Origin of the sequence: Escherichia sp. E1130, from assembly GCF_005781065.1 — a bacterium.
GTDB lineage: Bacteria > Pseudomonadota > Gammaproteobacteria > Enterobacterales > Enterobacteriaceae > Escherichia.
The window spans coordinates 400,467-427,272 of the sequence record NZ_VATL01000004.1 but is presented as its reverse complement, the minus strand read 5'-3'; the positions used below and the strand labels follow the sequence as shown (position 1 = coordinate 427,272).

Here is a 26,806-nt window from a genome sequence, read left to right as displayed (position 1 = left end):
TTTAGAGGGTTATACGCTTGTTTGACCGTTATGATGCTGGTGAGCAGGCGGTACTGGTACACATCTATTTTACGCAAGACAAAGATATGGAAGACCTCCAGGAGTTTGAATCTCTGGTTTCTTCCGCCGGTGTCGAAGCATTGCAGGTGATTACCGGTAGCCGTAAAGCGCCGCACCCAAAGTATTTTGTAGGTGAAGGTAAAGCAGTTGAAATTGCGGAAGCCGTAAAAGCGACGGGAGCTTCGGTCGTTCTTTTTGACCATGCCCTGAGCCCGGCGCAGGAGCGTAACCTGGAGCGTTTGTGCGAGTGTCGTGTTATCGACCGCACCGGCCTTATTTTAGATATTTTCGCCCAACGTGCGCGTACCCATGAGGGTAAGTTGCAGGTTGAGCTGGCGCAGCTGCGCCATCTGGCTACGCGCCTGGTGCGTGGCTGGACCCACCTTGAAAGACAGAAAGGCGGGATAGGTTTGCGTGGTCCGGGTGAAACCCAGCTCGAAACCGACCGTCGTTTGTTGCGTAATCGCATCGTACAGATACAGTCGCGCCTGGAAAGAGTTGAAAAGCAGCGTGAGCAGGGGCGGCAATCACGTATCAAAGCCGACGTCCCTACTGTTTCGCTGGTGGGATATACCAACGCCGGTAAATCTACCCTTTTCAATCGCATCACCGAAGCGCGGGTCTACGCGGCAGACCAGTTGTTTGCCACCCTCGACCCGACGTTGCGGCGTATTGACGTCGCAGATGTCGGTGAAACCGTGCTGGCAGATACCGTAGGGTTTATTCGCCATTTGCCGCACGATCTGGTGGCGGCATTTAAAGCCACGTTACAAGAGACGCGGCAAGCCACATTGCTGCTGCACGTCATTGATGCGGCAGATGTGCGTGTACAAGAAAACATCGAAGCGGTGAATACGGTTCTTGAAGAGATCGATGCTCACGAGATCCCAACTCTGCTGGTGATGAACAAGATCGATATGCTGGAAGATTTCGAACCGCGTATTGATCGGGACGAAGAGAACAAACCGATCCGTGTCTGGCTTTCCGCACAGACCGGAGCGGGGATACCACAGCTTTTTCAGGCTTTGACGGAGCGGCTTTCCGGCGAGGTGGCGCAGCATACATTGCGTTTGCCGCCGCAGGAAGGGCGTCTGAGAAGTCGTTTTTATCAGCTTCAGGCAATAGAAAAAGAGTGGATGGAGGAGGACGGCAGCGTAAGTCTGCAAGTTCGTATGCCGATCGTTGACTGGCGTCGCCTCTGTAAACAAGAACCGGCGTTGATCGATTACCTGATCTAACGGCGTAGCGTCTGAAGCGTGGAGTCATATCCTCTGGCGTCGAAAGACAACAGGGATCACCGCATAACAAATATGGAGCACAAACATGGCGTGGAATCAGCCCGGTAATAACGGACAAGACCGCGACCCGTGGGGAAGCAGCAAACCTGGCGGCAACTCTGAGGGAAATGGAAACAAAGGCGGTCGCGATCAAGGGCCACCTGATTTAGATGATATCTTCCGCAAACTGAGCAAAAAGCTCGGTGGTCTGGGCGGCGGTAAAGGCACTGGTTCTGGCGGTGGCAGTTCATCGCAAGGCCCGCGCCCGCAGCTTGGCGGTCGTGTCGTTACCATCGCAGCGGCAGCGATTGTCATTATCTGGGCGGCCAGTGGTTTCTACACCATTAAAGAAGCCGAACGCGGCGTGGTAACACGCTTTGGCAAATTCAGCCATCTGGTTGAGCCGGGTCTGAACTGGAAACCGACGTTTATCGACGAAGTCAAACCGGTGAACGTGGAAGCCGTGCGTGAATTGGCCGCTTCCGGTGTGATGCTGACGTCCGATGAAAACGTAGTGCGCGTTGAGATGAACGTGCAGTACCGCGTCACCAATCCGGAAAAATATCTGTATAGCGTGACCAGCCCGGATGACAGCCTGCGTCAGGCTACCGACAGCGCCCTGCGTGGGGTTATCGGTAAATACACCATGGACCGCATTCTGACGGAAGGTCGTACCGTGATTCGTAGCGATACTCAGCGCGAACTGGAAGAGACTATCCGCCCGTATGACATGGGTATCACGCTGCTGGACGTCAACTTCCAGGCTGCTCGTCCGCCGGAAGAAGTAAAAGCGGCGTTTGATGATGCGATTGCCGCGCGTGAAAACGAACAGCAATACATTCGTGAAGCAGAAGCGTATACCAACGAAGTTCAGCCGCGTGCGAACGGTCAGGCGCAACGTATCCTCGAAGAGGCGCGTGCGTACAAGGCCCAGACCATCCTGGAAGCTCAGGGTGAAGTGGCGCGCTTTGCTAAACTTCTGCCGGAATATAAAGCCGCGCCGGAAATTACTCGCGAGCGTCTGTATATCGAGACGATGGAAAAAGTGTTGGGCAACACCCGCAAAGTGCTGGTTAACGATAAAGGTGGCAACCTGATGGTTCTGCCGTTAGACCAGATGCTGAAAGGTGGTAACGCGCCTGCGGCGAAGAGCGATAACGGTGCCAGCAATCTGCTGCGTCTGCCGCCAGCCTCTTCCTCCACAACCAGTGGAGTAAGCAACACGTCGTCCACCAGTCAGGGCGATATTATGGACCAACGCCGCGCCAACGCGCAGCGTAACGACTACCAGCGTCAGGGGGAATAACGATGCGTAAGTCAGTTATCGCGATTATCATCATCGTGCTGGTAGTGCTTTACATGTCTGTCTTTGTCGTCAAAGAAGGTGAGCGCGGTATTACGCTGCGTTTTGGTAAGGTACTGCGTGACGATGACAACAAACCTCTGGTTTATGAGCCGGGTCTGCATTTCAAGATACCGTTCATTGAAACGGTGAAAATGCTCGACGCACGTATTCAGACCATGGACAACCAGGCAGACCGCTTTGTGACCAAAGAGAAGAAAGACCTGATCGTCGACTCTTACATCAAATGGCGCATCAGCGATTTCAGCCGTTACTACCTGGCAACGGGTGGTGGCGACATTTCGCAAGCGGAAGTGCTGTTGAAACGTAAGTTCTCTGACCGTCTGCGTTCTGAAATTGGTCGTCTGGACGTGAAAGACATCGTCACCGATTCCCGTGGTCGTCTGACCCTGGAAGTGCGTGACGCGCTGAACTCTGGTTCTGCGGGTACAGAAGATGAAGTTACTACCCCGGCAGCAGATAACGCCATTGCCGAAGCGGCAGAGCGCGTAACGGCTGAGACGAAGGGTAAAGTTCCGGTCATCAACCCAAACAGTATGGCGGCGCTGGGTATTGAAGTTGTCGATGTGCGTATCAAGCAGATCAACCTGCCGACCGAAGTGTCTGAAGCGATCTACAACCGTATGCGCGCCGAGCGTGAAGCGGTAGCGCGTCGTCATCGTTCACAAGGTCAGGAAGAAGCAGAAAAACTGCGTGCGACTGCTGACTATGAAGTCACCAGAACGCTGGCAGAAGCAGAACGTCAGGGCCGTATCATGCGCGGTGAAGGTGATGCCGAAGCTGCCAAGCTGTTTGCAGACGCATTCAGCAAGGATCCGGACTTCTACGCGTTCATTCGTAGCCTGCGTGCTTATGAGAACAGCTTCTCTGGCAATCAGGACGTGATGGTCATGAGCCCGGACAGCGATTTCTTCCGCTACATGAAGACGCCGAGTTCCGCGACGCGTTAAGATAACGACCGCGGTACAGGTCAATAAAGCCACCGCATCCTCAGGGATGTCGGTGGTTTTCTTTTTCTATAAGGATAATGAATGAATTCGACAATCTGGCTGGCGCTTGCCCTGGTTTTAGTCTTGGAAGGTTTAGGGCCGATGCTTTACCCGAAGGCATGGAAGAAGATGATCTCCGCAATGACTAATTTACCCGATAATATTTTACGTCGTTTTGGCGGTGGACTTGTGGTTGCGGGCGTTGTGGTCTACTACATGTTGAGGAAAACGATTGGCTGAGCAAAAAATAGGCTGACTAAGGTCATTTTTGGATGCAAAAAGTGCTGTAACTCTGAAAAAGCGATGGTAGAATCCATTTTTAAGCAAACGGTGATTTTGAAAAATGGGTAACAACGTCGTCGTACTGGGCACCCAATGGGGTGACGAAGGTAAAGGTAAGATCGTCGATCTTCTGACTGAACGGGCTAAATATGTTGTACGCTACCAGGGCGGTCACAACGCAGGCCATACTCTCGTAATCAACGGTGAAAAAACCGTTCTCCATCTTATTCCATCAGGTATTCTCCGCGAGAATGTAACCAGCATCATCGGTAACGGTGTTGTGCTGTCTCCGGCCGCGCTGATGAAAGAGATGAAAGAACTGGAAGATCGTGGCATCCCCGTTCGTGAGCGTCTACTGCTGTCTGAAGCATGTCCGCTGATCCTTGATTATCACGTTGCGCTGGATAACGCGCGTGAGAAAGCACGTGGCGCGAAAGCGATCGGCACCACCGGTCGTGGTATCGGGCCTGCTTATGAAGATAAAGTAGCACGTCGCGGTCTGCGTGTTGGCGACCTTTTCGACAAAGAAACCTTCGCTGAAAAACTGAAAGAAGTGATGGAATATCACAACTTCCAGTTGGTTAACTACTACAAAGCTGAAGCGGTTGATTACCAGAAGGTTCTGGATGATACGATGGCAGTTGCCGACATCCTGACTTCTATGGTGGTTGACGTTTCTGACCTGCTAGACCAGGCGCGTCAGCGTGGCGATTTCGTCATGTTCGAAGGTGCGCAGGGTACGCTGCTGGATATCGACCACGGTACTTATCCGTACGTAACTTCTTCCAACACCACTGCTGGTGGCGTGGCGACCGGTTCCGGCCTGGGCCCGCGTTATGTTGATTACGTTCTGGGTATCCTCAAAGCTTACTCCACTCGTGTAGGTGCAGGTCCGTTCCCGACCGAACTGTTTGATGAAACTGGCGAGTTCCTCTGCAAGCAGGGTAACGAATTCGGCGCAACTACGGGGCGTCGTCGTCGTACCGGCTGGCTGGACACCGTTGCCGTTCGCCGTGCGGTACAGCTGAACTCTCTGTCTGGCTTCTGCCTGACCAAACTGGACGTTCTGGATGGCCTGAAAGAGGTGAAACTCTGCGTGGCTTACCGTATGCCGGATGGTCGCGAAGTGACTACCACTCCGCTGGCAGCTGACGACTGGAAAGGTGTTGAGCCGATTTACGAAACCATGCCTGGCTGGTCTGAATCCACCTTCGGCGTGAAAGATCGTAGCGGCCTGCCGCAGGCGGCGCTGAACTACATCAAGCGCATTGAAGAGCTGACCGGTGTACCGATCGATATCATCTCTACCGGCCCGGATCGTACTGAAACCATGATTCTGCGCGACCCGTTCGACGCGTAATTCTGGGACGCCCGGCAGATATTTTGCCTGCTGGGCTAACAGTGTGATACATTGCTGTGTCGGGTAAGCCATTACGCTATCCGACACAGTGTTAAATCCTCGCTTTTTTCCTTCCCCAAACTGAAATAAATTAGCGACACAGCTTGTGGCTGGTTTATCATCAATATAAATGTATTTTTTCCCGATTTCCCTTTTTTGAGGTTGATGTGCAGTTAACGAGTTTCACTGATTACGGATTACGTGCGCTGATCTACATGGCATCATTGCCAGAAGGGCGGATGACCAGTATTTCTGAAGTGACTGACGTCTACGGCGTCTCCCGTAATCATATGGTCAAAATAATCAATCAACTTAGTCGTGCCGGCTACGTGACTGCTGTTCGTGGAAAAAATGGCGGCATTCGCCTGGGTAAACCGGCGAGTGCGATACGTATTGGTGATGTGGTGCGCGAGCTGGAACCTTTATCGCTGGTGAATTGCAGCAGTGAGTTTTGCCACATTACACCTGCCTGTCGGTTGAAACAGGCACTTTCTAAGGCCGTGCAAAGTTTTCTTACGGAACTGGATAACTACACGCTTGCCGATTTGGTTGAAGAGAATCAACCGCTTTATAAATTATTGCTGGTGGAGTGACGAAAATCTTCATCAGAGATGACAACGGAGGAACCGAGATGTCACAAGATCCTTTCCAGGAACGCGAAGCTGAAAAATACGCGAATCCCATCCCTAGTCGGGAATTTATCCTCGAACATTTAACCAAACGTGAAAAACCGGCCAGCCGTGATGAGTTGGCGGTAGAACTGCACATTGAAGGCGAAGAGCAGCTTGAAGGCCTGCGTCGCCGCCTGCGCGCGATGGAGCGCGATGGTCAACTGGTCTTCACTCGCCGTCAGTGCTATGCGCTGCCGGAACGCCTCGACCTGGTGAAAGGTACCGTTATTGGCCACCGTGATGGCTACGGCTTTCTGCGGGTTGAAGGACGTAAAGATGATTTGTATCTCTCTAGCGAGCAGATGAAAACCTGCATTCATGGCGATCAGGTGCTGGCGCAGCCGCTGGGCGCTGACCGTAAAGGTCGTCGTGAAGCGCGTATTGTTCGCGTACTGGTGCCAAAAACCAGCCAGATTGTTGGTCGCTACTTTACCGAAGCGGGCGTCGGCTTTGTGGTTCCTGACGACAGCCGTCTGAGCTTCGATATTTTAATCCCGCCCGATCAGATCATGGGCGCGCGGATGGGCTTTGTGGTGGTTGTTGAACTGACCCAACGCCCGACTCGCCGTACCAAAGCGGTGGGTAAAATCGTCGAAGTGCTGGGCGACAATATGGGCACCGGCATGGCGGTTGATATCGCTCTGCGTACCCATGAAATTCCGTACATCTGGCCGCAGGCTGTTGAGCAACAGGTTGCCGGGCTGAAAGAAGAAGTGCCGGAAGAAGCAAAAGCGGGCCGTGTCGATCTGCGCGATTTACCGCTGGTCACCATTGATGGCGAAGACGCCCGTGACTTTGACGATGCAGTTTACTGCGAGAAAAAACGCGGCGGCGGTTGGCGTTTATGGGTCGCGATTGCCGACGTCAGCTACTATGTGCGTCCGCCAACACCGCTGGACAGCGAAGCGCGTAACCGTGGTACGTCGGTGTATTTCCCTTCGCAGGTTATCCCGATGCTGCCGGAAGTGCTCTCTAACGGCCTGTGCTCGCTCAACCCGCAGGTAGACCGCCTGTGTATGGTGTGCGAGATGACAATTTCGTCGAAAGGCCGCCTGACTGGCTACAAATTCTATGAAGCGGTGATGAGCTCTCACGCGCGTCTGACCTACACCAAAGTCTGGCATATTCTGCAGGGCGATCAGGATCTGCGCGAGCAGTACGCCCCGCTGGTTAAGCATCTCGAAGAGTTGCATAACCTCTATAAAGTGCTGGATAAAGCCCGTGAAGAACGCGGTGGGATCTCGTTTGAGAGCGAAGAAGCGAAGTTCATTTTCAACGCTGAACGCCGTATTGAGCGTATCGAACAGACCCAGCGTAACGACGCACACAAGTTAATTGAAGAGTGTATGATTCTGGCGAATATCTCGGCGGCGCGTTTCGTTGAGAAAGCCAAAGAACCGGCACTGTTCCGTATTCACGACAAGCCGAGCACCGAGGCTATTACCTCTTTCCGTTCAGTGCTGGCGGAGCTGGGGCTGGAACTGCCGGGCGGCAACAAGCCGGAACCGCGTGACTACGCGGAGCTGCTGGAGTCGGTTGCCGATCGTCCTGATGCAGAAATGCTGCAAACCATGCTGCTGCGCTCGATGAAACAGGCGATTTACGATCCGGAAAACCGTGGTCACTTTGGTCTGGCATTGCAGTCCTATGCGCACTTTACTTCGCCGATTCGTCGTTATCCTGACCTGACGCTGCACCGCGCCATTAAGTATCTGCTGGCGAAAGAGCAGGGGCATCAGGGCAACACCACTGAAACCGGCGGCTACCATTATTCGATGGAAGAGATGTTGCAACTGGGTCAGCACTGTTCCATGGCGGAACGTCGTGCCGACGAAGCAACGCGCGATGTGGCTGACTGGCTGAAGTGTGACTTCATGCTCGACCAGGTGGGCAACGTCTTTAAAGGCGTTATTGCCAGCGTCACTGGTTTTGGCTTCTTTGTTCGTCTCGACGACCTGTTCATTGATGGTCTGGTCCACGTCTCTTCGCTGGACAATGACTACTATCGCTTTGACCAGGTAGGGCAACGCCTGATGGGCGAATCCAGCGGCCAGACTTATCGCCTGGGCGATCGCGTGGAAGTTCGCGTCGAAGCGGTTAATATGGACGAGCGCAAAATCGACTTTAGCCTGATCTCCAGCGAACGCGCACCGCGCAACGTCGGTAAAACGGCGCGCGAGAAAGCGAAAAAAGGCGATGCAGGCAAAAAAGGCGGCAAGCGTCGTCAGGTCGGTAAAAAGGTAAACTTTGAGCCAGACAGTGCCTTCCGTGGCGAGAAAAAACCGAAGCCGAAAGCGGCGAAGAAAGATGCGAGAAAAGCGAAAAAGCCATCGGCTAAAACGCAGAAAATAGCCGCAGCGACCAAAGCGAAGCGTGCGGCGAAGAAAAAAGTGGCAGAGTGATCATTACCCTCTTCAAACAGAAGAGGGTTAGATTGCTGACAAAATGCGCTTTGTTCATGCCGGATGCGGTGTGAACGCCTTATCCGGCCTACATAATCACGCAAATTCAATATATTGCAGGGACCATGTAGGCCGGATAAACGTAGTGCATCAGGCAAAACGTAAACAACGAGTACATTAATGAGCGAAATGATTTACGGCATCCACGCAGTGCAGGCCCTGCTGGAGCGCGCCCCTGAACGTTTTCAGGAAGTCTTTATTTTAAAAGGCCGTGAAGATAAACGTCTGTTACCGCTGATTCACGCCCTTGAATCCCAGGGCGTGGTTATCCAGCTGGCAAACCGCCAATATCTCGATGAGAAAAGCGACGGTGCCGTGCATCAGGGCATTATCGCCCGTGTGAAACCAGGACGGCAGTATCAGGAAAACGATCTGCCGGATCTGATCGCTTCGCTCGAACAACCGTTCCTGCTGATCCTCGACGGTGTAACCGATCCGCACAACCTCGGCGCGTGCCTGCGTAGCGCGGACGCCGCTGGCGTTCATGCGGTGATTGTGCCGAAAGATCGCTCCGCACAGCTCAACGCCACGGCGAAAAAAGTAGCCTGCGGCGCGGCAGAAAGCGTTCCGCTGATTCGGGTGACTAACCTTGCGCGCACCATGCGTATGTTGCAGGAAGAGAACATCTGGATCGTCGGTACGGCAGGCGAGGCGGATCATACACTCTATCAGAGCAAAATGACCGGACGGCTGGCGCTGGTGATGGGCGCGGAAGGTGAAGGTATGCGTCGTCTGACCCGTGAACATTGCGATGAGTTGATCAGCATCCCAATGGCAGGAAGTGTTTCTTCGCTGAACGTTTCGGTTGCGACCGGAATTTGCTTATTTGAAGCGGTTCGCCAGCGCAGCTAATCCCTCTGATTTAAGAAAAACCATCCAGATTTGGATGGTTTTTTTTTATCTATAGCTGGTAAGATAATTACGCTCTATAAATATTCACCTTATTAATAATTAAATTTAATATATATGGAATAATATATGATATGGAATCCGTTGGCGCTGGCGACAGCGTTACAAGCTGTACCTAAACAAAATATTGATGTAACAAATAGTGAAAATGCATTAATTATTAAAATGAATGATTACGGCGATTTGCAAATCAATGTTCTTTTTACTTCTCGCCAGATGATTATCGAAACATTTATTTGTCCGGTAAGCTATATCAATAATCCAAATGAATTTAATACATTCCTTTTAAGAAATCAGAAAATTATGCCGCTGTCATCGGTGGGGATCTCCAGCGTGCAACAGGAAGAGTATTACATTGTTTTCGGGGCATTATCGCTTAAATCTTCTCTTGAAGATATCCTGCTTGAAATAACCTCGCTGGTAGATAATGCATTGGATCTGGCTGAAATTACAGAAGAATATTCACACTAATTACAAGGACGGGTATTTATGGGAATTTTAAAAAGTTTATTTACGCTGGGGAAATCGTTTATCTCCCAGGCGGAAGAATCCATTGAAGAAACCCAGGGCGTGCGCATGCTGGAACAACATATTCGGGACGCCAAAGCTGAACTGGATAAAGCCGGAAAATCTCGCGTCGATCTGCTGGCGCGGGTGAAATTAAGTAACGATAAGCTGAAAGATTTACGCGAGCGTAAAACCAGTCTGGAAGCCCGTGCGCTGGAAGCATTAAGCAAGAACGTTAACCCATCGTTAATTAACGAAGTCGCCGAAGAAATTGCGCGCCTTGAGAATCTTATTACCGCTGAAGAACAGGTGTTGTCGAATCTGGAAGTCTCCCGCGATGGTGTGGAAAAAGCCGTTACGGCAACGGCACAGCGTATTTCCCAGTTTGAGCAACAAATGGAAGTCGTTAAAGCTACTGAAGCCATGCAGCGTGCGCAGCAGGCCGTAACGACCTCGACCGTTGGCGCCTCTTCCAGCGTTTCGACAGCTGCAGAGTCATTAAAACGCCTGCAAACGCGTCAGGCCGAGCGCCAGGCCCGGCTGGATGCCGCCGCGCAGCTGGAAAAAGTGGCAGACGGTCGCGATCTCGACGAAAAACTGGCGGAAGTGGGGATTGGTGGTGTTAATAAAAGCAATGCCCAGGATGTGCTGGCAAGGCTGCAACGCCAACAGGGCGAGTAATTTTTTGCCAGCCTCACTAAAAGGCTGGCTGCTAATTTAAGGATAAAATATGTCTGGTTTTTTCCAGCGCCTGTTTGGTCAGGATGATAAGCCTGTTATCGTTCGCGGTCCGCTGGGACTTCATCTCAATAGTGGCTTTACGCTCGACTCGTTAGCGTTTCGTTTGCTGGAAGATGAATTGCTGATTGCGCTGCCGGGTGAAGAATACACGGTAGCAGCTGTCAGCCACATCGATCTGGGCGGCGGTAGCCAGATTTTCCGCTACTACACTTCGGGCGATGAATTTCTGCAAATCAATACCACCGGCGGCGAAGATATTGATGACATTGATGATATCAAGCTCTTTGTCTATGAAGAGAGCTACGGTATCAGTAAAGAGAGTCACTGGCGCGAGGCGATCAACGCCAAAGCGATGGGGGCAATGACCTTAAACTGGCAGGAAAAACGCTGGCAGCGATTTTTTAACAGCGAAGAACCGGGAAATATCGAACCCGTCTACATGCTGGAAAAAGTAGAAAATCAAAACCATGCCAAATGGGAGGTCCATAATTTTACCATGGGCTACCAACGGCAAGTGACCGAAGATACTTACGAATATTTGCTGTTAAATGGTGAGGAATCTTTTAACGATCTCGGCGAGCCGGAGTGGTTATTTTCGCGCGCGCTGGGCGTCGATATCCCGCTGACATCACTTCATATTATTGGTTAATTACAGGGACGTTTACGATGCATATACTGGATTCACTTCTTGCTTTTAGCGCCTATTTTTTTATTGGCGTGGCGATGGTAATTATTTTTCTTTTTATCTATTCTAAAATTACACCGCATAACGAATGGCAGTTAATAAAAAACAATAATACCGCGGCGTCACTGGCGTTCAGCGGTACATTGTTGGGTTACGTGATCCCGTTATCCAGTGCGGCAATCAATGCGGTGAGCATTCCGGATTATTTCGCCTGGGGCGGGATTGCACTGGTGATTCAGTTACTCGTTTTTGCTGGTGTCAGACTTTATATGCCCGCATTAAGCGAAAAAATTATTAATCACAATACCGCCGCAGGAATGTTTATGGGAACCGCCGCGCTGGCTGGCGGTATTTTTAACGCAGCTTGTATGACATGGTAATGGACGATCATGGCCAGAAAACGCAAATCAAGAAATAACAGTAAAATTGGTCACGGAGCGATCAGTCGCATTGGTAGACCGAATAATCCTTTTGAGCCACGCCGCAACCGCTACGCACAAAAATACTTAACGTTGGTGTTAATGGGCGGCGCCGCTTTTTTAATAGTCAAAGGATGGAGTGAAAGTAGCGATGTCGATAACGACGGCGACGGAACGTTTTACGCGACAGTGCAGGATTGCATTGATGACGGTAATAATTCAGACATCTGTGCTCATGGCTGGAACAATGCCAAAGCGGCATTTTATGCCGATGTTCCGAAGAATATGACTCAGCAAAATTGCCATTTTAAGTATGAAAATTGCTATTACGACAATGTTGAACAGAGTTGGATCCCGGTCATTTCTGGATTTTTGTTAAGCCGGGTTATTCGTAAAGATCGCGATGAGCCGTTCGTCTATAACAGCGGTGGATCCTCATTTGCTTCCCGTCCCGTCTGGCGCAACACTTCCGGTGATTACTCCTGGCGCTCCGGTTCTGGCAAAAAAGAGTCTTACTCCACGGGCGGCTTTACCACCAAAAAAGCGTCTACCGTTTCTCGCGGCGGCTATGGTCGCTCGTCCAGCGCCCGCGGGCATTGGGGAGGCTAATCATGCTGAGACACAATGTTCCTGTGCGGCGGGATCTGGACCGGATTGCCGCCGATAACGGATTTGACTTTCATATCATCGACAATGAAATCTATTGGGATGAGAGTCGGGCTTACCGCTTTACTCTGCGCCAGATTGAAGAGCAGATCGAAAAACCGACTGCGGAACTGCATCAGATGTGCCTGGAGGTGGTGGATCGTGCGGTTAAAGATGAAGAGATCCTGACGCAACTGGCGATCCCGCCGTTGTACTGGGATGTGATCGCCGAAAGCTGGCGCGCACGCGATCCTTCGCTGTATGGCCGTATGGATTTTGCCTGGTGTGGTAATGCGCCGGTTAAGTTGCTGGAGTACAACGCCGATACGCCAACTTCATTGTACGAGTCGGCTTATTTCCAGTGGTTGTGGCTGGAAGATGCTCGGCGCAGCGGCGTTATTCCGCGCGATGCCGATCAGTACAATGCCATTCAGGAGCGCCTGATTTCACGCTTTAGCGAGCTTTATAGCCGGGAGCCATTTTATTTTTGCTGCTGTCAGGACACCGACGAAGACAGGAGTACCGTGCTGTACTTGCAGGACTGCGCTCAGCAGGCAGGACAGGAGTCGCGGTTTATCTACATTGAAGATCTCGGTTTGGGCGTCGGCGGTGTACTGACCGATCTTGATGATAATGTCGTCCAGCGTGCATTTAAGCTGTATCCGCTGGAGTGGATGATGCGTGACGATAACGGTCCGCTGCTGCGCAAGCGTCGTGAGCAGTGGGTAGAGCCGTTATGGAAAAGTATCTTGAGTAACAAAGGGCTAATGCCGCTGCTTTGGCGCTTCTTTCCTGGTCATCCTAATCTTCTGGCGTCCTGGTTTGAGGGTGAAAAACCGCAGATCGCCGCTGGCGAAAGCTATGTGCGTAAACCGATCTACTCACGCGAGGGCGGTAACGTCACCATTTTCGACGGCCAGAATAACGTCGTTGACCACGCTGATGGTGATTACGCCGATGAACCGATGATCTATCAGGCGTTTCAACCGCTACCGCGATTTGGCGATAGTTACACGCTGATTGGTAGCTGGATTGTCGATGATGAAGCGTGCGGTATGGGTATCCGCGAAGATAACACGCTGATCACTAAAGATACTTCGCGTTTTGTTCCGCACTACATTGCGGGTTAAGAATGTTTTAGCAATCTCTTTCTGTCAGGAATCCGTGGCAGTGACCATACTAATGGTGACTGCCATTGATGGAGGGAGACACCGTGCACTGGCAAACTCACACTGTTTTTAATCAACCTATACCCTTAAATAACAGCAATTTATACCTGTCTGATGGCGCGCTCTGCGAAGCGGTAACGCGCGAAGGCGCTGGCTGGGATAGCGATTTTCTCGCCAGTATTGGTCAGCAACTCGGAACGGCAGAATCCCTTGAACTGGGGCGGCTGGCGAATGTAAACCCACCTGAACTGTTGCGCTACGATGCCCAGGGGCGACGTCTGGACGATGTCCGTTTCCATCCCGCATGGCACCTGCTGATGCAGGCGTTATGTACCAATCGGGTACACAACCTGGCCTGGGAAGAAGATGCTCGTTCTGGCGCATTTGTGGCGCGGGCGGCGCGTTTTATGTTGCACGCGCAGGTTGAGGCCGGGTCGTTATGCCCGATAACGATGACCTTTGCCGCTACGCCATTGCTGTTACAGATGCTACCCGCGCCGTTTCAGGACTGGACCACGCCGCTGTTGAGTGATCGCTACGATTCCCACTTATTGCCAGGCGGGCAAAAACGCGGTTTGTTGATTGGCATGGGAATGACGGAAAAGCAGGGCGGTTCCGATGTCATGAGCAACACCACCCGTGCAGAGCGTCTGGAAGATGGCTCTTATCGGCTGGTGGGGCATAAATGGTTTTTCTCGGTGCCACAAAGCGACGCGCATCTGGTGCTGGCGCAGACCGCGGGCGGTTTGTCCTGCTTTTTTGTGCCGCGATTTTTGCCTGACGGGCAACGCAACGCGATTCGGCTGGAGCGTCTGAAAGATAAGTTGGGTAATCGTTCCAATGCCAGTTGCGAAGTGGAGTTTCAGGATGCCATTGGCTGGTTGTTGGGTCAGGAAGGGGAAGGGATTCGCCTGATCCTGAAAATGGGCGGGATAACGCGTTTTGATTGTGCACTGGGCAGCCACGCCATGATGCGCCGTGCGTTCTCGCTGGCGATTTATCACGCACATCAGCGCCATGTATTTGGTAATCCGTTAATAGAACAGTCTCTGATGCGCCATGTCTTAAGTCGCATGGCGCTTCAGCTTGAAGGGCAAACAGCATTGTTGTTTCGTCTGGCGCGGGCCTGGGATCGACGTGCCGATGCTAAAGAAGCCCTATGGGCGCGCTTATTTACGCCTGCGGCGAAATTTGTGATCTGCAAACGTGGCATTCCGTTTGTGGCTGAAGCGATGGAGGTACTGGGCGGTATTGGCTATTGCGAAGAGAGCGAACTACCGCGACTTTATCGAGAGATGCCAGTGAACAGCATCTGGGAAGGCTCTGGCAATATTATGTGCCTCGATGTGCTGCGCGTTCTTAATAAGCAAGCGGGTGTATACGACTTGCTGTCGGAAGCGTTTATGGAAGTGAAAGGGCAAGATCGTTATTTTGATCGCGCGGTTCGTCGCTTACAACAGCAACTGCGCAAACCGGCTGAGGAATTGGGACGGGAGATAACACATCAATTATTTTTGCTGGGCTGCGGCGCGCAAATGTTGAAATATGCTTCTCCGCCAATGGCGCAGGCGTGGTGTCAGGTGATGTTAAATACGCGCGGTGGCGTGCGGTTGTCAGAGCAGATCCAGAATGATTTATTGCTGCGGGCGACGGGGGGAGTGTGTTTGTAAGCGTATACGACGGATGCGACGCTGGTTTCGATTAACTAAATGAAATATGTGAAAATTGTAGGCCGGACAAGGCGCTCGCGCCGCATCCGGCATTGTTCATTTGCTGTAGATGACACTCACGCATACAGTATCGCCTGTACACGCCAGTTATCGGGCTGCTGGTCTTCATACATGGTAATAATGCGATACCATGATGCCCCTTGTTCATCGGCCTTTAACGCCACGATACGTTCCACGTCCTGCGGATCCCCTGAAATATTGCTAACCGAGATCTGACCTATTTCATTCAGGCCCGTCACGCAGTCAGCACTGGCGAATTCTGCAGACTGTGCCGTGGCGCTCGCAGGGCAAGTCACTAATTGCAGCGAGGGTGAGGCAAGTAATTGTTTCATCGTCAGCTCCATTTTTCGTTTCCCCACATGTGGCAGGGCATTCCATCGCGGTAATAAACGCCCGAGCTTCCAGCCGGTAATTTATTGTGCACAGGTAAACGCATAGGGACGCAAAGCAATGTAAAGCTGGCTATGTAAGTTGTCTGATTTATTTAAGGTACAAAATGGCTTGTGAATACCACTGTCCTGTCACGATGGTTTCATCCACCATTACGACAACGTAATAATCAGCTTTTGCAGCGACAGCTTTCGCTCTGATTTCTGCTAATGCGTCATCCGGAGAGCCCCGTACCATCGTGCTTACGCTACCTATTCGCTGTAACCCTTGTGTCTGGTCACGGCGAATCTCTTGCGGATGGTCCGTTACTGGCGGTGCTGGCTGTGGCGTACCTTGCAGTGCGCTACAGGCGCTTAGCATCAACACCAATAATAAACTGGCAAACCGATAAATAACGCTATTACGTTTCCTGCTAACCATAGTGTAGTGCCTTATTTATTTAACTTGAGGGGAATGTTCCCAAATTGTTACCTGGTACGCGATTTTCGAATGAAAACGTTGTGAAAGCGTAATCCACATCTCAACATTATGAACTAATACGGTCAGCAGAAACTTGTGCTAAGGATTTCTTCATGTCATACCAGACTCAAAGGAGAAAAAGATGATTGAATTAGAATCACGCGTGCTGGCTGATATTCCCGTTCTTCACGCTTATCCCATAGGGCAAAAAGAACCCCCATTACCGTGTGTGATTTTTTATCACGGATTTACTTCATCCAGCCTGGTTTATAGCTATTTTGCCGTCGCGCTGGCGCAGGCTGGTTTCCGGGTGATCATGCCGGATGCGCCCAATCACGGTAGCCGTTTTAGTGGCGACGCAGCGAGGCGTTTAAATCAATTCTGGCAAATCTTGCTACAAAGTATGCAGGAATTCACTACTTTACGTGCGGCAATAGCCGAAGAAAACTGGCTGCGTGATGAACGCCTGGCGGTTGGTGGCGCGTCGATGGGCGCAATGACCGCGTTGGGGATTACCGCTCGCCACCCCACGGTGAAATGTACCGCCAGCATGATGGGGTCTGGCTATTTCACATCGCTTGCCCGTTCACTGTTTCCACCGTTGAAGCCTGAAACGCCAGCACAGCAAAACGAATTTAATAACATTATTGCTCCACTGGCAGAGTGGGAAGCGACAAACCACCTGGACGAACTGGGAAGCAGGCCACTGCTGTTGTGGCATGGCCTTGACGATGATGTTGTGCCTGCCGAGGAATCACTACGTTTGCAGCAGGCATTAAGAGAAACGGGACGAGATAAACAGTTAACCTGTTTATGGCAGCCTGGCGTGCGCCACCGTATTACACCCGAGGCGTTAGATGCTGCGGTGACATTTTTCCACCAGCATCTTTAAACACGCAGAATGCTGACCCCTTGCGCTTCCAGCTGTTGCAGGATCTCTGGGTTAGCATTTTTGCCGGTGATCAGCATATCGATTTGATCGGCGCGGCTAAAGAGCATCCCCGCGCGTTCACCAATCTTACTGCTATCGACCAGCACTACCAGTTTCCCCACCACACTCAGCATCTTCTGCTCTGCCATCGCCGTCAGCATATCGGTTTTATATAACCCTTCTGCGGTCAGCCCTTTGCCGCTGGTAAACATCCAGTGCCCGGCATAGAGACTGTTTTCGCTGCCCTGTGGGCTTAAGGTGATGGACTGACTTTTGTTGTACTGCCCGCCCATGATGATCACGCTGTCATGTTCCTGATCGATCAGATAGTTTGCCAGCGGGAGATAATTAGTGATGATTTGTACCGGTTTGCCACACATTTCCCGGCCGAGCAGAAACGCGGTAGAGCCGCAGTTGATGACCACGCTTTCGCCCGGGTTGACCAACTGCGAGGCCGCTTTAGCGATACGTACTTTTTCATCGTGATTTTGCGCCTGGTGCAGATTCATCGGCGTCCATCGCGGGCGCTGCTGGGTAATCGCTTCGGCGCCATTGCGCACTTTTTTCAGTTTGCCGCTTTCGTCGAGTTTATTGATATCGCGTCGCGCAGTGGCAGGCGAAATTCCCAGACGCTCAACGACTTTCTCCACGGTCACAAAGCCCAATTGTGCGAGCATTTCCAGGAGGATTTGATGTCTTTGTGCTTCAGTCATGAGCTATTCCGATAAAATTTGATTTTTTTAGATGATATTTGAAATAGCCAGGAAATACTACGCCGGATAGCGCGAACAGATCCACGCTACCCGGTATCAACGACAGATTACAGGAACGATTTGAACGGCAGATCCGGTTCAATAGTGAAGCAATCGTCAAAACCACGCGGATAGTGATACTCGAAGTTATCTTTATCCAACGGCCAGGTAAACTTGCCACCGACCTGCCAGATAAATGGCTTAAAGCCATACTTCAGACGATCTTTTTTCATCTCCCACAGTACGCGGATTTCCTGCGGATCGGCCTGGAAGTTTGACCAGATATCATGGTGGAACGGGATAACAACTTTCGCATTCAACGCTTCGCCCATACGCAGCATATCGGCGCTGGTCATTTTGTCGGTAATACCGCGTGGGTTCTCACCGTACGATCCTAACGCCACGTCGATCTGATGCTCGTTGCCATGTTTTGCATAGTAGTTAGAGTAGTGGGAATCGCCGCTGTGATACAGGGAGCCGCCCGGTGTTTTGAACAGATAGTTTACTGCGCGATCGTCCATGCCGTCTGGCAGCACGCCAGCCGCTTTTTGATCCGCTGGTAGGGTGATCAGTGCAGTACGGTCGAACGCGTCAAGGGCATGAATTTCAATGTCTTTCACTTTTACCACATCGCCTGGTTTGACCACGATGCAGCGCTCTTTTGGTACTCCCCAGCCAATCCATAAATCCACGCAGGTTTTCGGTCCGATAAACGGTACGTCATCAGCACAGTTCTGCATCACGGCAGCAGCGACATTGACGTCGATATGATCGTTGTGATCGTGAGTTGCCAGTACCGCGTCGATCTGGCGAATCGCAAACGGATCAAGAACAAACGGGGTAGTACGCAGGTTTGGCTGCAGTTTTTTCACGCCAGCCATGCGCTGCATCTGGTGACCCTGTTTCATCAGCGGGTTACCGTGACTTTGTTTGCCAGTACCGCACCAGAAATCAACGCAAACGTTGGTGCCACCTTCCGATTTCAGCCAGATCCCAGTACAACCGAGCCACCACATCGCGAATGTACCAGGAGCTACCTGCTCTTGTTCAATTTCTTCATTCAGCCAGCTACCCCACTCCGGGAAAGTGCTCAGGATCCAGGATTCACGGGTGATACTTTTCACTTTACTCATCGCCATTTACCTTCATGATGTTCAGTTTTAATCAATATGTGATTGGTTTTGATTAATCCTGACACTATTTTTTCAGGAAGGCAATGGCCATTTTTTGACTTTTTGCCAGGGGAGTTGTTGTGGATTTTGAGTGTGGAAAGATTTAACGGAATGTGTAATTCATTTAACTAAATGAATTTAAATGAGTAATTGTTTCGTTGCATGAATCCCACTCTATCCATGTGGAATTATTTGCGTGCCGCGTCACATTTAATCATAAATAATCTTGTTGTGATTACTTTTGAAAATTAGAGTGAATGCACAACATTCCGGGTGTGCGGAATACCCGGTTACCTCTTCTTCAGGAGATCGTTATGGAGATCCTCTACAACATCTTTACCGTGTTTTTTAACCAGGTCATGACCAATGCCCCGTTGTTGCTGGGTATTGTGACCTGTCTGGGCTACATCCTACTGCGCAAAAGTGTCAGCGTTATTATTAAAGGGACGATTAAAACCATTATTGGTTTCATGTTGTTGCAGGCAGGGTCCGGCATCCTGACCAGCACCTTCAAACCGGTGGTGGCGAAAATGTCGGAAGTCTACGGTATCAACGGTGCGATTTCAGATACTTACGCGTCGATGATGGCAACCATTGAACGCATGGGCGATGCCTATAGCTGGGTGGGTTACGCGGTGTTGCTGGCTCTGGCGCTGAACATCTGTTACGTGCTGCTGCGTCGTATTACCGGTATTCGCACCATCATGCTGACTGGTCACATCATGTTCCAGCAGGCGGGGCTGATTGCCGTTACGCTGTTTATTTTCGGTTATTCCATGTGGACGACCATTATCTGCACCGCGATTCTGGTTTCGCTCTACTGGGGCATTACCTCCAACATGATGTACAAGCCGACTCAGGAAGTGACGGATGGCTGCGGTTTCTCCATCGGTCACCAACAGCAGTTTGCATCATGGATTGCTTATAAAGTCGCGCCGTTCCTGGGCAAAAAAGAGGAGAGCGTTGAAGACCTCAAACTGCCTGGCTGGCTGAACATTTTCCACGACAACATCGTCTCCACGGCGATTGTCATGACCATCTTCTTTGGCGCCATTCTGCTCTCCTTCGGTATCGATACCGTGCAGGCGATGGCGGGCAAAGTGCACTGGACGGTCTACATTCTGCAAACCGGTTTCTCCTTTGCGGTGGCGATTTTCATCATCACTCAGGGCGTGCGCATGTTTGTGGCGGAACTCTCTGAAGCATTTAACGGTATCTCCCAGCGTCTGATCCCAGGTGCGGTTCTGGCGATTGACTGTGCGGCTATCTATAGCTTCGCGCCGAACGCCGTAGTCTGGGGCTTTATGTGGGGCACCATCGGTCAGCTGATTGCGGTTGGCATCCTGGTCGCCTGCGGTTCCTCCATTCTGATTATTCCTGGCTTTATCCCGATGTTCTTCTCCAACGCCACCATCGGCGTGTTCGCTAACCACTTCGGCGGCTGGCGTGCGGCGCTGAAAATTTGTCTGGTGATGGGGATGATTGAAATCTTTGGTTGCGTCTGGGCGGTGAAACTCACCGGTATGAGTGCCTGGATGGGTATGGCGGACTGGTCAATTCTGGCACCGCCGATGATGCAGGGCTTCTTCTCCATCGGTATCGCCTTTATGGCCGTCATCATTGTAATTGCACTGGCTTATATGTTCTTCGCAGGCCGCGCGCTGCGCGCAGAAGAAGATGCAGAAAAACAACTGGCAGAACAGTCTGCTTAATAAGGAGTTTTGATTATGACCGTACGTATTCTGGCTGTGTGTGGCAACGGACAAGGCAGTTCCATGATCATGAAGATGAAAGTGGACCAGTTTTTAACCCAATCAAACATTGACCACACGGTAAATAGCTGCGCGGTTGGCGAATACAAAAGCGAGTTGAGCGGCGCGGATATCATCATCGCTTCTACGCACATTGCGGGCGAAATCACCGTGACCGGCAACAAATACGTGGTTGGCGTACGCAACATGCTCTCTCCTGCTGATTTTGGCCCGAAACTGCTGGAAGTGATCAAAGAGCATTTCCCGCAGGATGTGAAGTAAGGACGCGCCATGAAATTACGTGATTCGCTGGCGGAGAATAAATCTATCCGTCTGCAGGCTGAAGCTGAGACATGGCAGGACGCAGTGAAAATCGGCGTTGACCTGCTGGTGGCGGCGGATGTTGTCGAGCCGCGTTACTACCAGGCGATTCTGGATGCGGTTGAACAGCACGGCCCGTACTTTGTGCTCGCACCAGGCCTGGCAATGCCGCACGGTCGCCCGGAAGAGGGCGTTAAGAAAACCGGTTTTGCGCTGGTGACGCTGAAAAAGCCGCTGGAGTTCAACCACGAAGATAACGATCCGGTGGATATCCTCATCACTATGGCGGCGGTTGATGCCAACACTCACCAGGAAGTGGGCATCATGCAGATCGTCAACCTGTTTGAAGATGAAGAGAATTTCGACCGTTTACGTGCCTGCCGTACCGAGCAGGAAGTACTGGATCTCATTGACCGCACCAACGCGGCAGCTTAAGAAGGAATTGAACATGTCATTACCGATGTTGCAAGTCGCGCTGGACAACCAGACTATGGATAGCGCCTACGAAACCACTCGCTTGATTGCCGAAGAAGTCGACATTATCGAAGTGGGCACCATTCTATGCGTGGGCGAAGGCGTGCGTGCGGTTCGTGACCTGAAAGCGCTCTACCCGCACAAAATCGTGCTGGCAGATGCCAAAATTGCCGATGCGGGCAAAATCCTTTCTCGTATGTGCTTCGAAGCCAACGCTGACTGGGTGACCGTAATTTGCTGTGCGGATATCAACACCGCCAAAGGTGCGCTGGACGTAGCAAAAGAGTTTAACGGCGACGTGCAGATCGAACTGACCGGTTATTGGACCTGGGAACAGGCGCAGCAGTGGCGTGACGCAGGCATTCAGCAGGTGGTTTATCACCGCAGCCGTGACGCGCAGGCCGCAGGCGTGGCATGGGGCGAAGCGGACATTACCGCGATCAAACGTCTTTCCGATATGGGCTTCAAAGTAACCGTCACCGGTGGTCTGGCGCTGGAAGATCTGCCGCTGTTCAAAGGTATTCCGATTCATGTGTTTATCGCAGGTCGCAGCATCCGTGATGCCGCTTCTCCGGTTGAAGCTGCGCGTCAGTTCAAACGTTCCATCGCCCAGCTGTGGGGCTAAGGAGCGGATATGTTGTCCAAACAAATCCCGCTTGGCATCTATGAAAAAGCGCTCCCCGCCGGGGAGTGCTGGCTGGAACGGCTGCAACTGGCAAAAACGCTGGGCTTCGATTTTGTCGAGATGTCGGTAGATGAAACTGACGAGCGCTTGTCGCGCCTCGACTGGAGCCGCGAGCAGCGTCTGGCGCTGGTGAATGCAATTGTGGAAACCGGCGTGCGTGTACCGTCCATGTGCCTTTCTGCTCATCGTCGTTTCCCGCTGGGTAGCGAAGATGATGCGGTGCGGGCGCAGGGGCTGGAGATTATGCGTAAAGCTATCCAGTTCGCCCAGGACGTCGGCATTCGCGTGATCCAGTTGGCGGGCTATGACGTTTACTATCAGGAGGCCAATAACGAAACGCGTCGTCGTTTCCGTGACGGCCTGAAAGAGAGCGTCGAGATGGCGAGCCGTGCGCAGGTCACGCTGGCAATGGAGATCATGGATTACCCATTGATGAACTCTATCAGCAAGGCGCTGGGCTACGCGCACTATCTCAACAATCCGTGGTTCCAGCTCTACCCGGATATCGGCAACCTGTCGGCGTGGGACAACGATGTGCAGATGGAATTGCAGGCCGGAATCGGGCATATCGTCGCGGTGCATGTGAAAGACACCAAACCGGGTGTCTTCAAAAACGTGCCGTTTGGCGAAGGCGTAGTGGATTTCGAACGTTGCTTTGAAACGCTCAAACAGAGTGGCTATTGCGGGCCGTACCTGATTGAGATGTGGAGCGAAACGGCGGAAGACCCGGCGGCAGAAGTGGCGAAAGCGCGTGACTGGGTAAAAGCGCGCATGGTCAAAGCGGGCATGGTGGAGGCGGCATAATGCAAAAGCTGAAACAGCAGGTGTTTGAAGCCAACATGGATCTGCCGCGTTACGGGCTGGTGACCTTTACTTGGGGCAACGTCAGCGCCATTGACCGCGAACGCGGGCTGGTGGTGATCAAGCCCAGCGGTGTCGCCTACGAAACCATGAAAGCGGACGATATGGTGGTGGTCGATATGAGCGGCCGGGTGGTGGACGGGAAGTATCGCCCGTCTTCCGACACCGCGACGCATCTCGAACTCTACCGCCGTTATCCGTCGCTCGGCGGCATTGTCCATACCCACTCCACTCATGCCACCGCATGGGCGCAGGCAGGGCTGGCGATCCCGGCGTTAGGCACCACGCACGCTGACTACTTTTTGGGCGATATCCCGTGTACGCGCGGGTTAAGCGAAGAAGAGGTGCAGGGCGAGTACGAACAGAACACTGGCAAAGTGATTATCGAAACGCTGGGTGACGCCGAGCCGCTGCATACGCCGGGAATTGTGGTGTATCAGCACGGACCGTTTGCCTGGGGGAAAGATGCTCACGATGCGGTGCATAACGCGGTGGTGATGGAGGAAGTGGCAAAAATGGCGTGGATTGCGCGCAGTATTAACCCACAACTCAATCACATCGACAGCTTCCTGATGAATAAACACTTCATGCGTAAGCACGGTCCCAACGCCTATTACGGGCAGAAGTAAAACACGCGCTGCGGAAATTGCCTTCTTCGGGAGATAACTGGTCTGATTCCGCAGCCGTTTTTCAAAAAAAAGCCCCCGGAGAAGGGGGCAAAGCAAACTATGGCAATGTTTCGTTGGTTATACCTGGTGCTAGCGATAAATATCCGCGCTGGCGTGCATATTGCCGTTACTCCCCGGTTCCCGCATCAGAATCACGTGGTAGTACGTTGCGCCTTGCGCATCTGTCTCTTCATTCAGTGCCTGGCGAGCTTCACTTTCAGTGGCGAAGTTATGGTTGATATAAATCACGCCTAAGCTCTGCACGTCGTCCATATTTCTGGCCTGGTGGTTATTAATTTCAATGGCTGCCCATGTATTTGCACTTAGCAAAAGCACAGCCAGAAGGGCTAAAACACGGCTGAACATAGATACCTCCTCAACGGCTGACTTTGTGCGCGCTCCTCTGTGATGATCTTCTGATTTAATTTTAATCAATGATAAAGAAGTTGATGGTGACCATTTCTGATGCAGTTGTTCAAAAAAACGCCCTGATGGGATGTGATGAACTTCAAATCAGCGGGTTAGTACGATTTGGCGAAAGATGAGATTTATTTGTCGGCTGGCCTTGAGTTTAGCGGGGCATACAAGTACTATAACGCGTCATTTTTCAGCCGACCTTTAACACGTTCCTTGCCTCCCCGGGATTCGGCTGACCCAGACAGGAGGCTGAATAATCCGTAAGGAGCAATTCGATGCGTCATTACGAAATCGTTTTTATGGTCCATCCTGACCAGAGCGAACAGGTTCCGGGCATGATCGAGCGCTACACTGCTGCCATCACTGGTGCAGAAGGCAAGATCCACCGTCTGGAAGACTGGGGCCGCCGTCAGCTGGCTTACCCGATCAACAAACTGCACAAAGCACACTACGTTCTGATGAACGTTGAAGCTCCGCAGGAAGTGATCGATGAGCTGGAAACTACCTTCCGCTTCAACGATGCCGTTATCCGCAGCATGGTTATGCGTACCAAGCACGCTGTTACCGAAGCATCTCCGATGGTTAAAGCGAAAGACGAGCGCCGTGAGCGTCGCGATGATTTCGCAAACGAAACCGCAGATGATGCTGAAGCTGGGGATTCTGAAGAGTAATTTCTGATGACCAACCGTCTGGTGTTGTCCGGCACCGTGTGCAGGACTCCCCTTCGCAAGGTCAGTCCATCAGGAATTCCTCACTGCCAGTTCGTGCTTGAGCATCGTTCTGTGCAGGAGGAAGCCGGTTTTCACCGGCAGGCGTGGTGCCAAATGCCCGTTATTGTTAGCGGATACGAAAACCAGGCCATTACTCACAGTATAACGGTCGGCAGTCGCATAACCGTTCAGGGGTTCATTTCATGCCACAAGGCAAAGAACGGACTGAGCAAAATGGTTTTGCATGCCGAGCAGATTGAATTGATAGATTCTGGAGACTAGCCATATGGCACGTTATTTCCGTCGTCGCAAGTTCTGCCGTTTCACCGCGGAAGGCGTTCAAGAGATCGACTATAAAGATATCGCTACGCTGAAAAACTACATCACCGAAAGCGGTAAGATTGTCCCAAGCCGTATCACCGGTACCCGTGCAAAATACCAGCGTCAGCTGGCTCGCGCTATCAAACGCGCTCGCTACCTGTCCCTGCTGCCGTACACTGATCGCCATCAGTAATCGGTCACGGTCCATTAATACGACTTTGAGAGGATAAGGTAATGCAAGTTATTCTGCTTGATAAAGTAGCAAACCTGGGTAGCCTGGGTGATCAGGTAAACGTTAAAGCGGGCTATGCTCGTAACTTCCTGGTACCGCAGGGTAAAGCTGTTCCAGCTACCAAGAAAAACATTGAATTCTTCGAAGCACGTCGCGCTGAACTGGAAGCTAAACTGGCTGAAGTTCTGGCAGCAGCTAATGCTCGCGCTGAGAAAATCAATGCACTGGAAACTGTTACCATCGCGTCTAAAGCTGGCGACGAAGGTAAACTGTTCGGTTCCATCGGTACTCGCGACATCGCTGACGCTGTAACTGCAGCTGGCGTTGAAGTGGCTAAGAGCGAAGTTCGTCTGCCGAACGGCGTTCTGCGTACCACTGGCGAACACGAAGTGAGCTTCCAGGTTCACAGCGAAGTATTCGCGAAAGTGATCGTAAACGTAGTAGCTGAATAATTCGTTATTCAACGAGACGTAAAAACGCCGACCTTGTGTCGGCGTTTTGCTTTTAGTGATAAAAACCTCAGAAACAGCTGTTCCCTTCATAAAGTTCTCTTACTATTCCTTTTATAAAAAACTCTCAGGACCCATACCTGGCCCCCAGCCTCGCCGCTGGTAGCTCGTGTCATGTTTTTTTACGCGGAAAACATGACAAAAGCATCAATACAGCGTCTCCCTTGTAAGATAATAAAAACAATAAGTTAGGTGCAAATTCGCTGTTATTTTATTGTTTTTTTAGATAAAAAGATAAAATATTATCGCTTCTATGGGGCTGATTGCTTGATGTGCAAAGTAAAAGATCGTTTAACCAAAAAAATGCTAATATTATGGTTATTATGGTCGTAAAAAGATAAAATATTATCACTATGGGTAAAAAAACAGCACCGTTACTCCCTTATACGAATCAGATGCTTAGTGAATTTGGTGAGCGGCTGAAACTTGCTCGTTTACGACGCAGGCTTACCGCAAAGCAAGTTGCTGAACGTGCCGGGATGTCGCCAATAACATTGCGTTCTCTGGAGTCAGGAAGTGCAGGGGTCACGATAGGGGCATATTTGTCTGTGATGCAGGTTTTGGGTCTGGAAACGGATTTAAATAAGCTTGCAGCTGAAGACGACTTAGGGCGTCAGCTCCAGGATTCCCGTTTGATTAAAAAAAGAGGGCTTGCTCGTTCATCCGGTAAGAATGACGAAGGGATTCAGACAGCCTCATTTCAGACGAAACGCGAGAAAGAAGGTCATCTCACCACGGATTTAACAGCGCTGGCAAAAGACTCAACGCCAACTAATCCAGGGGAAACGTCCACCTCTCTTGCTGCACTATTACAACCGATAAAAAAACCGATAAAAGGAAATTAA

The 26,806-nt window shown here is 51.4% G+C and carries 32 protein-coding genes; 27 read left to right on the top strand and 5 right to left on the bottom strand.

Going from position 1 to position 26,806, the window contains the following annotated elements; translation table 11 throughout:
- Positions 1-17: 17 nt before the first annotated feature.
- The 15 genes from hflX to FEK66_RS04750 all read left to right on the top strand — a co-directional run bounded on the left by hflX (position 18) and on the right by FEK66_RS04750 (position 15,248).
- The gene (hflX, locus tag FEK66_RS04820) at positions 18-1,298 is read left to right on the top strand and encodes a ribosome rescue GTPase HflX (RefSeq protein ID WP_000460360.1); all 1,281 of its coding nucleotides are present in this window, start codon (positions 18-20) and stop codon (positions 1,296-1,298) included.
- A gap of 85 nt (positions 1,299-1,383) precedes the next feature.
- Positions 1,384-2,643: an FtsH protease activity modulator HflK gene (hflK, locus tag FEK66_RS04815; protein WP_130205989.1), complete on the top strand. Its 1,260-nt coding sequence runs from the start codon at positions 1,384-1,386 to the stop codon at positions 2,641-2,643.
- A gap of 2 nt (positions 2,644-2,645) precedes the next feature.
- A complete protein-coding gene (gene hflC, locus FEK66_RS04810; protein WP_001232411.1) occupies positions 2,646-3,650 on the top strand; it encodes a protease modulator HflC in 1,005 nt (334 codons plus the stop codon).
- Positions 3,651-3,731: 81 nt separating this feature from the next.
- Positions 3,732-3,929 carry a DUF2065 domain-containing protein gene (locus FEK66_RS04805; RefSeq protein WP_001089295.1) on the top strand — a complete coding sequence of 66 codons (198 nt, stop codon included), beginning with the start codon at positions 3,732-3,734 and terminating at the stop codon, positions 3,927-3,929.
- 103 nt (positions 3,930-4,032) lie between these two features.
- Positions 4,033-5,331, top strand: coding sequence for an adenylosuccinate synthase (purA, locus tag FEK66_RS04800; protein WP_000527955.1), 1,299 nt, complete (start codon positions 4,033-4,035; stop codon positions 5,329-5,331).
- Between the two features lie 206 nt (positions 5,332-5,537).
- Positions 5,538-5,963, top strand: a complete 426-nt coding sequence (gene nsrR / locus FEK66_RS04795; RefSeq protein ID WP_001177639.1) for a nitric oxide-sensing transcriptional repressor NsrR — start codon at positions 5,538-5,540, stop codon at positions 5,961-5,963.
- A gap of 38 nt (positions 5,964-6,001) precedes the next feature.
- Complete coding sequence (gene rnr / locus FEK66_RS04790; protein ID WP_130216725.1) at positions 6,002-8,443, top strand: ribonuclease R; 2,442 nt, start codon at positions 6,002-6,004, stop codon at positions 8,441-8,443.
- Positions 8,444-8,623: 180 nt separating this feature from the next.
- A complete protein-coding gene (rlmB, locus tag FEK66_RS04785) occupies positions 8,624-9,355 on the top strand; it encodes a 23S rRNA (guanosine(2251)-2'-O)-methyltransferase RlmB (protein WP_001293284.1) in 732 nt (243 codons plus the stop codon).
- 126 nt (positions 9,356-9,481) lie between these two features.
- Complete coding sequence (locus FEK66_RS04780; RefSeq protein WP_130205993.1) at positions 9,482-9,883, top strand: DUF2170 family protein; 402 nt, start codon at positions 9,482-9,484, stop codon at positions 9,881-9,883.
- A gap of 18 nt (positions 9,884-9,901) precedes the next feature.
- Positions 9,902-10,600: a PspA/IM30 family protein gene (locus tag FEK66_RS04775; RefSeq protein ID WP_130259517.1), complete on the top strand. Its 699-nt coding sequence runs from the start codon at positions 9,902-9,904 to the stop codon at positions 10,598-10,600.
- Between the two features lie 49 nt (positions 10,601-10,649).
- A complete protein-coding gene (locus FEK66_RS04770) occupies positions 10,650-11,309 on the top strand; it encodes a YjfK family protein (protein WP_135408730.1) in 660 nt (219 codons plus the stop codon).
- A gap of 17 nt (positions 11,310-11,326) precedes the next feature.
- On the top strand, positions 11,327-11,725 hold the full coding sequence (locus FEK66_RS04765) for a DUF350 domain-containing protein (RefSeq protein ID WP_000547760.1): 399 nt from the start codon (positions 11,327-11,329) through the stop codon (positions 11,723-11,725).
- 9 nt (positions 11,726-11,734) lie between these two features.
- Positions 11,735-12,373, top strand: coding sequence for a DUF1190 domain-containing protein (locus FEK66_RS04760; RefSeq protein ID WP_135495130.1), 639 nt, complete (start codon positions 11,735-11,737; stop codon positions 12,371-12,373).
- A 2-nt stretch (positions 12,374-12,375) separates the two neighbouring features.
- Positions 12,376-13,539, top strand: coding sequence for a glutathionylspermidine synthase family protein (locus tag FEK66_RS04755; protein ID WP_130206001.1), 1,164 nt, complete (start codon positions 12,376-12,378; stop codon positions 13,537-13,539).
- An 83-nt stretch (positions 13,540-13,622) separates the two neighbouring features.
- Positions 13,623-15,248 (top strand): isovaleryl-CoA dehydrogenase, encoded by a 1,626-nt coding sequence (locus FEK66_RS04750; protein ID WP_138211418.1) that lies wholly within the window; start codon positions 13,623-13,625, stop codon positions 15,246-15,248.
- 116 nt (positions 15,249-15,364) lie between these two features.
- Here the strand turns inward: FEK66_RS04750 and yjfN are convergent, their stop codons facing one another.
- Together yjfN and bsmA are read right to left on the bottom strand one after the other, a co-directional pair.
- The gene (gene yjfN, locus FEK66_RS04745) at positions 15,365-15,640 is read right to left on the bottom strand and encodes a DUF1471 family protease activator YjfN (protein ID WP_001517630.1); all 276 of its coding nucleotides are present in this window, start codon (positions 15,638-15,640) and stop codon (positions 15,365-15,367) included.
- 148 nt (positions 15,641-15,788) lie between these two features.
- A complete protein-coding gene (gene bsmA, locus FEK66_RS04740; protein WP_135495128.1) occupies positions 15,789-16,118 on the bottom strand; it encodes a biofilm peroxide resistance protein BsmA in 330 nt (109 codons plus the stop codon).
- A 181-nt stretch (positions 16,119-16,299) separates the two neighbouring features.
- On the opposite strand from bsmA, the gene yjfP reads away from it, so the two are divergent.
- The gene (yjfP, locus tag FEK66_RS04735) at positions 16,300-17,049 is read left to right on the top strand and encodes an esterase (RefSeq protein ID WP_130216713.1); all 750 of its coding nucleotides are present in this window, start codon (positions 16,300-16,302) and stop codon (positions 17,047-17,049) included.
- On the opposite strand, the gene ulaR is transcribed toward yjfP, so the two are convergent.
- The gene (ulaR, locus tag FEK66_RS04730; RefSeq protein WP_000133631.1) at positions 17,046-17,801 is read right to left on the bottom strand and encodes an HTH-type transcriptional regulator UlaR; all 756 of its coding nucleotides are present in this window, start codon (positions 17,799-17,801) and stop codon (positions 17,046-17,048) included. The two genes, yjfP and ulaR, sit on opposite strands and share 4 nt — an antisense overlap.
- Before the next feature lie 107 nt (positions 17,802-17,908).
- A complete protein-coding gene (gene ulaG / locus FEK66_RS04725; protein ID WP_001295191.1) occupies positions 17,909-18,973 on the bottom strand; it encodes an L-ascorbate 6-phosphate lactonase in 1,065 nt (354 codons plus the stop codon).
- Positions 18,974-19,326: 353 nt separating this feature from the next.
- On the opposite strand from ulaG, the gene ulaA reads away from it, so the two are divergent.
- The 6 genes from ulaA to ulaF are packed head-to-tail and all read left to right on the top strand — an operon-like array spanning position 19,327 to position 23,733.
- Complete coding sequence (gene ulaA, locus FEK66_RS04720; RefSeq protein ID WP_001355100.1) at positions 19,327-20,724, top strand: PTS ascorbate transporter subunit IIC; 1,398 nt, start codon at positions 19,327-19,329, stop codon at positions 20,722-20,724.
- 15 nt (positions 20,725-20,739) lie between these two features.
- Positions 20,740-21,045: a PTS ascorbate transporter subunit IIB gene (gene ulaB / locus FEK66_RS04715; RefSeq protein ID WP_000218362.1), complete on the top strand. Its 306-nt coding sequence runs from the start codon at positions 20,740-20,742 to the stop codon at positions 21,043-21,045.
- 9 nt (positions 21,046-21,054) lie between these two features.
- Positions 21,055-21,519, top strand: a complete 465-nt coding sequence (gene ulaC, locus FEK66_RS04710) for a PTS ascorbate transporter subunit IIA (RefSeq protein WP_000776505.1) — start codon at positions 21,055-21,057, stop codon at positions 21,517-21,519.
- A gap of 13 nt (positions 21,520-21,532) precedes the next feature.
- Positions 21,533-22,183 (top strand): 3-keto-L-gulonate-6-phosphate decarboxylase UlaD, encoded by a 651-nt coding sequence (gene ulaD, locus FEK66_RS04705; RefSeq protein ID WP_023216462.1) that lies wholly within the window; start codon positions 21,533-21,535, stop codon positions 22,181-22,183.
- Between the two features lie 9 nt (positions 22,184-22,192).
- Entirely contained in the window at positions 22,193-23,047 is an 855-nt protein-coding gene (gene ulaE / locus FEK66_RS04700; protein ID WP_044697638.1) for an L-ribulose-5-phosphate 3-epimerase UlaE, read from the top strand.
- Positions 23,047-23,733: an L-ribulose-5-phosphate 4-epimerase UlaF gene (gene ulaF, locus FEK66_RS04695; protein ID WP_135495127.1), complete on the top strand. Its 687-nt coding sequence runs from the start codon at positions 23,047-23,049 to the stop codon at positions 23,731-23,733. The genes ulaE and ulaF overlap by 1 nt, the downstream gene beginning before the upstream one ends.
- Positions 23,734-23,862: 129 nt before the next feature.
- Here ulaF and yjfY read toward each other — a convergent pair whose 3' ends face one another.
- Positions 23,863-24,138 (bottom strand): DUF1471 family protein YjfY, encoded by a 276-nt coding sequence (yjfY, locus tag FEK66_RS04690; RefSeq protein ID WP_000492914.1) that lies wholly within the window; start codon positions 24,136-24,138, stop codon positions 23,863-23,865.
- Between the two features lie 326 nt (positions 24,139-24,464).
- On the opposite strand from yjfY, the gene rpsF reads away from it, so the two are divergent.
- The 5 genes from rpsF to FEK66_RS04660 all read left to right on the top strand — a co-directional run bounded on the left by rpsF (position 24,465) and on the right by FEK66_RS04660 (position 26,806).
- Positions 24,465-24,860, top strand: coding sequence for a 30S ribosomal protein S6 (gene rpsF, locus FEK66_RS04685; RefSeq protein ID WP_001216676.1), 396 nt, complete (start codon positions 24,465-24,467; stop codon positions 24,858-24,860).
- A 6-nt stretch (positions 24,861-24,866) separates the two neighbouring features.
- Entirely contained in the window at positions 24,867-25,181 is a 315-nt protein-coding gene (gene priB, locus FEK66_RS04680; protein WP_089615903.1) for a primosomal replication protein N, read from the top strand.
- 4 nt (positions 25,182-25,185) lie between these two features.
- On the top strand, positions 25,186-25,413 hold the full coding sequence (gene rpsR / locus FEK66_RS04675) for a 30S ribosomal protein S18 (RefSeq protein WP_000135199.1): 228 nt from the start codon (positions 25,186-25,188) through the stop codon (positions 25,411-25,413).
- A gap of 41 nt (positions 25,414-25,454) precedes the next feature.
- Positions 25,455-25,904, top strand: a complete 450-nt coding sequence (rplI, locus tag FEK66_RS04670; RefSeq protein ID WP_001196062.1) for a 50S ribosomal protein L9 — start codon at positions 25,455-25,457, stop codon at positions 25,902-25,904.
- A 410-nt stretch (positions 25,905-26,314) separates the two neighbouring features.
- On the top strand, positions 26,315-26,806 hold the full coding sequence (locus FEK66_RS04660; RefSeq protein WP_130206011.1) for a helix-turn-helix transcriptional regulator: 492 nt from the start codon (positions 26,315-26,317) through the stop codon (positions 26,804-26,806).

Excerpts from the sequence above, each read along its gene's own strand:
- ulaB (WP_000218362.1), top strand. The coding sequence starts at position 20,740 with ATGACCGTACGTATTCTGGCTGTGTGTGGCAACGGACAAGGCAGTTCC.
- FEK66_RS04770 (WP_135408730.1), top strand. The coding sequence starts at position 10,650 with ATGTCTGGTTTTTTCCAGCGCCTGTTTGGTCAGGATGATAAGCCTGTT.
- priB (WP_089615903.1), top strand. The coding sequence starts at position 24,867 with ATGACCAACCGTCTGGTGTTGTCCGGCACCGTGTGCAGGACTCCCCTT.
- ulaA (WP_001355100.1), top strand. The coding sequence starts at position 19,327 with ATGGAGATCCTCTACAACATCTTTACCGTGTTTTTTAACCAGGTCATG.
- FEK66_RS04755 (WP_130206001.1), top strand. The coding sequence starts at position 12,376 with ATGCTGAGACACAATGTTCCTGTGCGGCGGGATCTGGACCGGATTGCC.
- rnr (WP_130216725.1), top strand. The coding sequence starts at position 6,002 with ATGTCACAAGATCCTTTCCAGGAACGCGAAGCTGAAAAATACGCGAAT.
- rpsF (WP_001216676.1), top strand. The coding sequence starts at position 24,465 with ATGCGTCATTACGAAATCGTTTTTATGGTCCATCCTGACCAGAGCGAA.
- rpsR (WP_000135199.1), top strand. The coding sequence starts at position 25,186 with ATGGCACGTTATTTCCGTCGTCGCAAGTTCTGCCGTTTCACCGCGGAA.
- ulaF (WP_135495127.1), top strand. The coding sequence starts at position 23,047 with ATGCAAAAGCTGAAACAGCAGGTGTTTGAAGCCAACATGGATCTGCCG.
- purA (WP_000527955.1), top strand. The coding sequence starts at position 4,033 with ATGGGTAACAACGTCGTCGTACTGGGCACCCAATGGGGTGACGAAGGT.
- ulaR (WP_000133631.1), bottom strand. The coding sequence starts at position 17,801 with ATGACTGAAGCACAAAGACATCAAATCCTCCTGGAAATGCTCGCACAA.
- hflC (WP_001232411.1), top strand. The coding sequence starts at position 2,646 with ATGCGTAAGTCAGTTATCGCGATTATCATCATCGTGCTGGTAGTGCTT.
- ulaC (WP_000776505.1), top strand. The coding sequence starts at position 21,055 with ATGAAATTACGTGATTCGCTGGCGGAGAATAAATCTATCCGTCTGCAG.
- FEK66_RS04660 (WP_130206011.1), top strand. The coding sequence starts at position 26,315 with ATGGGTAAAAAAACAGCACCGTTACTCCCTTATACGAATCAGATGCTT.
- FEK66_RS04780 (WP_130205993.1), top strand. The coding sequence starts at position 9,482 with ATGATATGGAATCCGTTGGCGCTGGCGACAGCGTTACAAGCTGTACCT.
- ulaG (WP_001295191.1), bottom strand. The coding sequence starts at position 18,973 with ATGAGTAAAGTGAAAAGTATCACCCGTGAATCCTGGATCCTGAGCACT.
- rplI (WP_001196062.1), top strand. The coding sequence starts at position 25,455 with ATGCAAGTTATTCTGCTTGATAAAGTAGCAAACCTGGGTAGCCTGGGT.
- yjfN (WP_001517630.1), bottom strand. The coding sequence starts at position 15,640 with ATGAAACAATTACTTGCCTCACCCTCGCTGCAATTAGTGACTTGCCCT.
- rlmB (WP_001293284.1), top strand. The coding sequence starts at position 8,624 with ATGAGCGAAATGATTTACGGCATCCACGCAGTGCAGGCCCTGCTGGAG.
- FEK66_RS04760 (WP_135495130.1), top strand. The coding sequence starts at position 11,735 with ATGGCCAGAAAACGCAAATCAAGAAATAACAGTAAAATTGGTCACGGA.
- ulaD (WP_023216462.1), top strand. The coding sequence starts at position 21,533 with ATGTCATTACCGATGTTGCAAGTCGCGCTGGACAACCAGACTATGGAT.
- FEK66_RS04805 (WP_001089295.1), top strand. The coding sequence starts at position 3,732 with ATGAATTCGACAATCTGGCTGGCGCTTGCCCTGGTTTTAGTCTTGGAA.
- hflK (WP_130205989.1), top strand. The coding sequence starts at position 1,384 with ATGGCGTGGAATCAGCCCGGTAATAACGGACAAGACCGCGACCCGTGG.
- FEK66_RS04775 (WP_130259517.1), top strand. The coding sequence starts at position 9,902 with ATGGGAATTTTAAAAAGTTTATTTACGCTGGGGAAATCGTTTATCTCC.
- FEK66_RS04765 (WP_000547760.1), top strand. The coding sequence starts at position 11,327 with ATGCATATACTGGATTCACTTCTTGCTTTTAGCGCCTATTTTTTTATT.
- yjfP (WP_130216713.1), top strand. The coding sequence starts at position 16,300 with ATGATTGAATTAGAATCACGCGTGCTGGCTGATATTCCCGTTCTTCAC.
- yjfY (WP_000492914.1), bottom strand. The coding sequence starts at position 24,138 with ATGTTCAGCCGTGTTTTAGCCCTTCTGGCTGTGCTTTTGCTAAGTGCA.
- ulaE (WP_044697638.1), top strand. The coding sequence starts at position 22,193 with ATGTTGTCCAAACAAATCCCGCTTGGCATCTATGAAAAAGCGCTCCCC.
- bsmA (WP_135495128.1), bottom strand. The coding sequence starts at position 16,118 with ATGGTTAGCAGGAAACGTAATAGCGTTATTTATCGGTTTGCCAGTTTA.